Below are 6,933 nucleotides of genomic sequence, written 5' to 3' on the forward strand. Positions count from 1 at the left end.
CCTTGTCAATGGCGAGCTGGAAGTCCACTACCAGCCGCTGGTCAACCTCCACACCGGCCACATCACCACCTGTGAGGCGCTCGTGCGATGGACGCATCCACAAAGAGGCCCTGTGTCCCCAGCCGAATTCATTCGATCATCAGAGCGGTCGCCGGAATTGGTCGCACGCTGGCAATAACAACGACCATCGAAGGCGTGGAGACTGAGACCCAGCTCGAGGCCATCAAGGCAGAAGGCTTCGATGAAGCGAAGGCTACCTGTTCGCACGCCCTCTGCGCGCTGCGGAGATACTCGAGGTGATTGCGAAGCGACCGTGACCCGACGGCGACGCTCGCGATCAGGAAAAACGATCGGCAGCACATCGATCAGCCCATCCTGCAGCTTAATGGAGTGACCAGCAGGACAATGCCGCGGTCGAGCAAAATACGGCGATGACGCACCGGCTTTCGAGCTCGCCTTGATCTACGACTGGCGCACGGCACGGGGCGACGTCCGGTCGTGACCGCTGACCAAAGAACTGGAACGACGATTGCTTGTTCAGATGCAGAGCACGGACAGCCTCTCCCATCAGTCCGGCTCTGGCGGCTGTGAGCAACAGCCGTCGAAAGGAGGTCCCCATCTGCACCAGACGATTGTCGTCAGCCGAAGATGCCTATGTCGTATTTGTCGAATGTGCGACAGCAATTGTCGGCTCTTATTTCAGCCCAGTTGGCTATCTCAGGCAGTCTGGCGATACTTTCAACATCGTCGACAGTGTTGGCATCAATTTTGAACCTATTGTCGAAAGGCTGCGGGCAGTGCCGACTGACATTCAGATGGGGGAAGACAGTGATGCCTGACGGCAAAAGCATGGGCATGGGATCACATTTGATCCAAAGGGAAAGGACGCGTGGGGCCTCCTCTCGCTCCGATTCGACACAAAAGTCATCCAGCATCGCGCGGCCGACCTCCGTCCATGCAAAGTATTATGATGCCCGCCTGCCTTGGTACACCATCTATCCCACTGTCCCCGAGTTTTCCCCGGCGGTCGGGGCCAAGGCTTACGAGAAATGGCTGAAGGGCCTGCCACCTGAGGACGCTGTGTCGCTCTATCTCCACGTTCCATTCTGTCGGTCAATGTGCTGGTACTGTGGTTTTCCTACTAGCATCACTCGTCGGGATGCGTCGATCCTCAATTACTTGGCGGTACTACGTGAGGAAATCCGTTTGGTCGCGGAGCAAGCGCCGCAGGCGCTGCCCGTGAGCGACGTGCATTTCGGCGGCGGAACACCGACCATCATGCCACCGGCGGAGTTTCTCGCCCTAATGGAATTCCTGCGCAGCCGCTTCACGTTCAAGAATACGGCCTCGGTCGCAGTCGAGATCGACCCGCGCACGTTTACGACCGAAATGGCCGAAGCCTTAGAAACAGCCGAGGTGAACCGCGCGAGCCTCGGCGTGCAGAGCTTCGATCCAATTGTTCAAAAGGTGATCAACCGAGTCCAGAGCGAGGCGCAGGTGACGGCTGCCGTCGAAAACCTGCGCAAGCACGGTGTAAGCCGTATCAATTTCGACCTCATGTACGGTCTCCCGCATCAAACAGTGCAGTCCTGTGTCCAGAGCGCGACGACAGCACTCGCGATGCGCCCCGACAGGCTTGCGGTGTTCGGCTACGCGCATGTTCCATCTTATAGAAAAAATCAGCGGCTAATCGATGAGACCGCACTCCCGGACGTGGCTGCCCGCGCTGAACAGGCAGCGGCGGTGGCCAATACGCTGGTTGCCGCCGGCTATCGCCCAATTGGGCTCGACCATTTCGCCTTGCCGGACGACGAGTTGGCGCTGGCGCAGAGAGCCGGGCGTCTGCGGCGCAATTCCTTGGGTTACTCGGCCGATACCTGCCAAACCGTGATCGGCTTTGGCGCGTCGGCGATCGGGCGTCTGGGCGAAGGCTATGTCCAGAACGAAGTCGCACAGAGTTCGTATAGCCGACAGATCGCAGCTGGCCACCTGGGGACATCAAGAGGCTACCGTCTCACCAACGACGATCGCGTGCGAGCCGCTATTATCGAGCGGCTAATGTGCGATTTGGAGGCCAACGTGCCGGCAATCTGCGCCGCCTACGGACTTGATCCGACCCCTTTTCTCAATTCAGCGGAGCGCTTGGGGATGCTCGCCGAGAACGGGATAGTGCACATCGAAAAGGGGCTCATTCGCGTGAGGCAGGAGCACCGCTTCTTGATGCGCGTCGTTGCTGCCGCATTCGACGCTTATCTCGACCGCTCGCCCTACTAGCACCGTGACGTTCAATTTGCTCGGTTTTCCCCCGTCTGTAGCTGGTGTCTGCGATGCGCGAACGGCGGCGCGCCTATCAAACCATGCCATGCTGCACGTTTTTATTGGCCTCGTGCGGGCCAAAACGGCTAACTCTGGCGCAGGGCCCGGAACTCGCCCGAAGCGCGGAGCCCTTCCCAGATTGATCTCCGCGGCTGAAATATCGGCGGCTGAGCAGGATTAGCCAGCGAGACCTGCTTCGAGCACACCTTGAAAACACAAGCCTTTCTCATCCGCCTGATCACCTGTCGAGAGACACGCAGGGAGCGGACGCACCTATTGGCAGGCGGTCGGCGACGTCCGCGGCATCGAAGTGCGCGGCGACAATCAAGGTGAGACTCGTCTCATCCTGATCGCCGCGCTATATCGAAGATTAGATCAGCGGAGTTGTAGAAGTGTCTTCTTTCTGGCCCTGCAGCCATCACTGGTGGAGAGATGACCGCCAACGGTTGAGCGGCCCGAAAGAGCCGAAGCCTACGGATGCATTCAGCCCGGCAACGATCAAGCCCGGCGCTGTCGTCTACAGGCCACGCCTTAAGGTCGATGTGGCGGCGGCACGGGCGGCCGGTCAACTTGGAACACCTCACCTGCCTAAGCGTTTTCCGATCTCCCGCAACGACACAATGATGCTCGGACTTGATCGGATGAGCTTGCCGCGGGGCCGCGCTACGGATCGAGCGAATGTCACTGGTTCGGAACGGCAGGGCTCGCCTGGCGCTAGGACCGATCGACATTCATCGTAGCCAGATCAGGATCGCAGCGAGGTAGATGACGCCAGTAAAGTGGAGTGTTCGGCGCTCGTAGCGGGTTGCGACGCGTCGAAAGTGCTTGAGGCGATGGAAACACGCGTTCGGGGGGCTCAGGAGAACGGCACCATTCTTTTGGGCGATGGAAGCCATGGGGGGCTTCGCCGCCAGCTTGTCCTTGCCGACGACCGGGAAAATGACATCGCACACGCGTCCGGCGGGCTCGTCGATTGAAGCGCTGGCAATCTCAACCAGCAATCTTTCCTTGCCATAGACCCGCTCGATGTCCTTCGCGATATCGCCGACCAACTTGCATTTCGAGCGCGTTCCGATGGACCGTCTCGATCAGTAGATCGACCATGGCGTCCGTAAGTTCCGCTTCCGCGACATGGTCAACCAGCTATCGAGATAATGCTGCCGTTGCGAACGCACCAGGCGCTCCAGTTCCTTGTGTGACGGGTCGTATATGCAACGGTCCCCGCACCACAGGAAAACCCGCTCGAGCATGGCGCCAACCGATTGTCCGGTCGGACACAGATCGCCAGCGATCCACAACGTCAGCTCTTCTCGATCGGCACGCTTGATTCAGCGAAAGCCGAGATGCTGCAAAATCTCGGCACAATGCCGACGCGCGGTCCGGCCGGAGAAATCATAGCGGTCGACAGCCTCAGCTTCGACGCCAACCTGCTCGGTCAGCAAGGGCACACTGTCGCCAGGAATCGAGGCATGATCCTGTACCAAGAAGCCGTGCGCGGCGAAGAACTTAAGCTGAACCGCCAATCCCAGTCGCCCGGAGCCGGCTTGCCGTTCACAAATTCAATATCCGAATAGCTCAGGCTCCAGCGCCCGATCAAATCCTCTCGTGAAATATGCAAACCCGTCACTCCAATCCCTAAAATCGGAGCAGACTGTCATTCCTATCGAATTCACCCGTCAATCACCACCGCCATGTTCCCACAACGTTCTTCAACTTGGCCAAAATCGTAGCTTCGAGCCGACAGGGACCGTAAGGGGCATATTTGAGCGGGGGTTGCACCGGCACACAGGAGTGGTTCCAGATCGGGAAGAAGAAACAGCTGCACCTTTGTCTTGCCCGTGGTCGAGAATGCTTCGGGCAGTAATCAGGAGCCGCGTTATGTCTGTCGCTGGAACAGCATCGGCTGCGCGACTTGACCGACCAGGTGGGAAGCCTTTCGGATGCCAATGGTCCGCCCGGGTCACAGGTATATTCGATAAGCGAGGGGACTTCGTCTACTCTCGTGCCGGTTCGACAACTTCTTGAAACCATTCGCAGAAGATTGACACTGCTTTTTGATGCGACGTTTTGCTGATCAAATAGTAGCTTTCTTTTTCGAGAACCGAAATGTCTGAGAGTACGATCAGATCGCCGCTCTTGATTTCTCGCCTACATACCTCGACCGGGCAAAGCGCGACACCATGGCCGGCGATGGCGGCAGTCGCAAGAAGATTAAAGTCTTGAAATACGGGCCCCTTCAGTGTCCCAGATGGCGATATGCCTACCTTGGTGAACCACTGCTGCCAATGTGCAATAGTCTCGTCGTGCAGAAGGTCCGACGCCGCAATCTGCTCGACAGTCGCGAGATCACCTTTTCTCTCGAGGTAACGCGGGCTTGCGACGGGTTTGTTGACCCGGGAAAACAGCCGCGTGCACTGAACTCCGTCCGACGTGTCAGCGCCGAGCGTGATCAGCACGTCGCAGCCGGTTTCGCGCAAACGCTGCTCTGCTATGGCATAGACTACCTTGACCATGATGTCGGCATGGGTGGCGAGGAAATCGCTGAGTGCCGGGATCAGCCAGCGGGTTGCGATCGAGGGAATGCAGGCGACGGTGATCTCCAATTTCGTCCGCAGTCTCAAGGATTCTGCTTCAGCGGCAATGCGGTCGAAGCTTGCCGACAGCGCTTCCGCGAGCCGTTCCGCTTCCGAGGCTAGGCGGACGCCGCGCTTTTCTCGCAAAAACAGAGGGCGGCCGAACCATTCCTCCAACTGCCTGATCTGATGGCTGACGGCGGCATGGGTCACATTCAGTTCGTCGGCAGCTCGCGAAAAGCTGGCGAGACGGGCGGCGGCTTCGAACACCCGCAAGGTACCGAGGGGTGGCAGCATATGTAAACACTCCTAAACTATCCGGTTAGAAATGATCATTTGTTCGCGCAGAAAATTAAGAAGATAAAGGCGAGGCGTCGCGATCGTTCTGCACTCGCGTTACCGCAATTGTCAAATTTTTCTTTACGAGGAAGAACGCCATGTTCGTGCGCAGCCTGCAAGATGTCGAAGCCACCGATTACTTTGTCGAGTGGGGTAGCGGTACCAGCCACCGCCTGCTGACGGAAAAGGACGGCATGGGCTTTACCGTCTGCCATACGGTAGTCAGGGCAAACACCGTTTCGTTGCTTGAATACCGGAACCATCTCGAGGCCTGCTATTGCGTCGATGGCAACGGCGAGGTTGAGGACATGGAAGGCAATGTCTTCCCGATCCGCAAGGGAGACATCTATGTGCTCGACAAGCATGACAAGCATTATCTGCGGGGCGGTCGCGATCAGGACCTGATCCTCGTCAGTGTCTTCAACCCGCCGCTCAAGGGCACGGAGCGCCATAACCTTAAGGATGCGTCCGGCTCAGCTTACTGAGCAAGGCGATAGCCGATCCATTAAGGATCGGCCTCTCGAACAGACTGGGCAGTTTGAGGGCTGAGTTCGCGCTTTGCGGGACTCAGCCTTTTTAAGGCTTACCTGGAGTGATCATGATGGCCGGGTATTCGAGGAGTTTTGCCACAGCGGAAATTAAACGTCGCCCAGTCCTGCTTCTGCTCTTAATAGGCCGATGAGAGTTCTTTTGAGGTGAGGCCGTGAACCTCGTCGCCGTTGAGACCGGGATAGAAAACGCAGACCAGACGGAGGTCTTCTTCGTCAGCGATCAGGTCGTGGGGATCGTTCTTGTCCAGTGCGTACATCGTGCCCGGGACAATAAGATGCTCCTCACCAGTGGTGGCGTTGCGGACGTGCCCTTACCAGAGATACAGTAACAGGTCTCAATGTGATTGCGGTACTGCAGGAAGGACGATGTCCCGGCCTTCACGATCGTGTCGGTCAGGGAATAGGGAACGCCGTCGGCTTTGATCAGGAACGACGGCTCCTTGCGTTGCCCCAGGCAACGTCACGCTTCGTTCCTTCGATATCGTCAAGATTACGAACTATCATTTGAACATCCTTCTGTTTGGTATGGGATAATCTAGGATTGCTCATGCGCGCCGTGGTCGGCAGGCCGCCATCGCCAACGGAGCATCAGTTCGGATCTGACGCAGACCTGACATTTTTTCTTTCCTTCGTCCCATTGATCGCGGGTACCCGGGCCACGAGTGCCGGTTGGGAGCTGCCGCCGCCATGCCGTGGAGGGTGCAAAGCTCGTGCCACTCTGGCCGAGTGAGCCGAAGAAGCATGAGAGTGCGGCAGGACGTCAGGCCGCACAGCACCGTGTCGCGGATCTGATAAACCCGACGGCTGTGTTGCACGTGCCAAGCGAATCGAGGAATTGACAGTTCCTATTGCCTCACCCAGGGATGTTACCGAAGCGTTGTGCGCTGAGATGGCCGTTATCTTCTCCTGCCGCGGCGGGAGAAGATAACGTGGCGCGCTCCATCCAGTCTCCATCGAGAATAATCTGCCCGGCTGTTTCGATGCGCCAAGCCTTGACGGCCATTTGCACCGTCCGCAGGCTTCTCTTCGTGAAGCGTGACGGATCGGCGCTCATCAGACGCTCTAGGACCGAGGCTGCCGAGACCGCCGGATCCGCCTCAAGCCACGCTCGAATCTGGGGCTCGAATGGCTCCAGCATGCTCCGCCTTTTCGGG

The 6,933-nt window shown here is 58.1% G+C and carries 6 protein-coding genes and 2 pseudogenes; 3 read left to right on the plus strand and 5 right to left on the minus strand.

Annotated features, from left to right (window positions below):
- Positions 1-61: 61 nt before the first annotated feature.
- Both QN219_RS33450 and hemN read left to right on the plus strand, forming a co-directional pair.
- Positions 62-178 (plus strand): hypothetical protein, encoded by a 117-nt coding sequence (locus QN219_RS33450; protein ID WP_284004715.1) that lies wholly within the window; start codon positions 62-64, stop codon positions 176-178.
- Positions 179-831: 653 nt separating this feature from the next.
- The gene (gene hemN / locus QN219_RS33455; RefSeq protein WP_284004712.1) at positions 832-2,274 is read left to right on the plus strand and encodes an oxygen-independent coproporphyrinogen III oxidase; all 1,443 of its coding nucleotides are present in this window, start codon (positions 832-834) and stop codon (positions 2,272-2,274) included.
- A 773-nt stretch (positions 2,275-3,047) separates the two neighbouring features.
- Here the strand turns inward: hemN and QN219_RS34475 are convergent.
- The 3 genes from QN219_RS34475 to QN219_RS33470 all read right to left on the minus strand — a co-directional run bounded on the left by QN219_RS34475 (position 3,048) and on the right by QN219_RS33470 (position 5,186).
- The gene (locus QN219_RS34475) at positions 3,048-3,368 is read right to left on the minus strand and encodes a hypothetical protein (protein WP_405052317.1); all 321 of its coding nucleotides are present in this window, start codon (positions 3,366-3,368) and stop codon (positions 3,048-3,050) included.
- 276 nt (positions 3,369-3,644) lie between these two features.
- Positions 3,645-3,839 carry a DUF4158 domain-containing protein gene (locus tag QN219_RS33465; protein ID WP_289624356.1) on the minus strand — a complete coding sequence of 65 codons (195 nt, stop codon included), beginning with the start codon at positions 3,837-3,839 and terminating at the stop codon, positions 3,645-3,647.
- A 471-nt stretch (positions 3,840-4,310) separates the two neighbouring features.
- The gene (locus QN219_RS33470; RefSeq protein ID WP_284004713.1) at positions 4,311-5,186 is read right to left on the minus strand and encodes a LysR substrate-binding domain-containing protein; all 876 of its coding nucleotides are present in this window, start codon (positions 5,184-5,186) and stop codon (positions 4,311-4,313) included.
- 140 nt (positions 5,187-5,326) lie between these two features.
- On the opposite strand from QN219_RS33470, the gene QN219_RS33475 reads away from it, so the two are divergent.
- Complete coding sequence (locus tag QN219_RS33475) at positions 5,327-5,713, plus strand: ectoine synthase (protein ID WP_284004714.1); 387 nt, start codon at positions 5,327-5,329, stop codon at positions 5,711-5,713.
- Between the two features lie 182 nt (positions 5,714-5,895).
- Here QN219_RS33475 and QN219_RS34480 read toward each other — a convergent pair.
- A pseudogene (locus tag QN219_RS34480) lies at positions 5,896-6,161 on the minus strand (ectoine synthase).
- Between the two features lie 471 nt (positions 6,162-6,632).
- Positions 6,633-6,933, minus strand: a pseudogene (locus QN219_RS33485) (transposase); the annotation flags it as partial.

It is taken from the genome of Sinorhizobium sp. 8-89 (assembly GCF_030124325.1).
Taxonomy (GTDB): domain Bacteria; phylum Pseudomonadota; class Alphaproteobacteria; order Rhizobiales; family Rhizobiaceae; genus Sinorhizobium.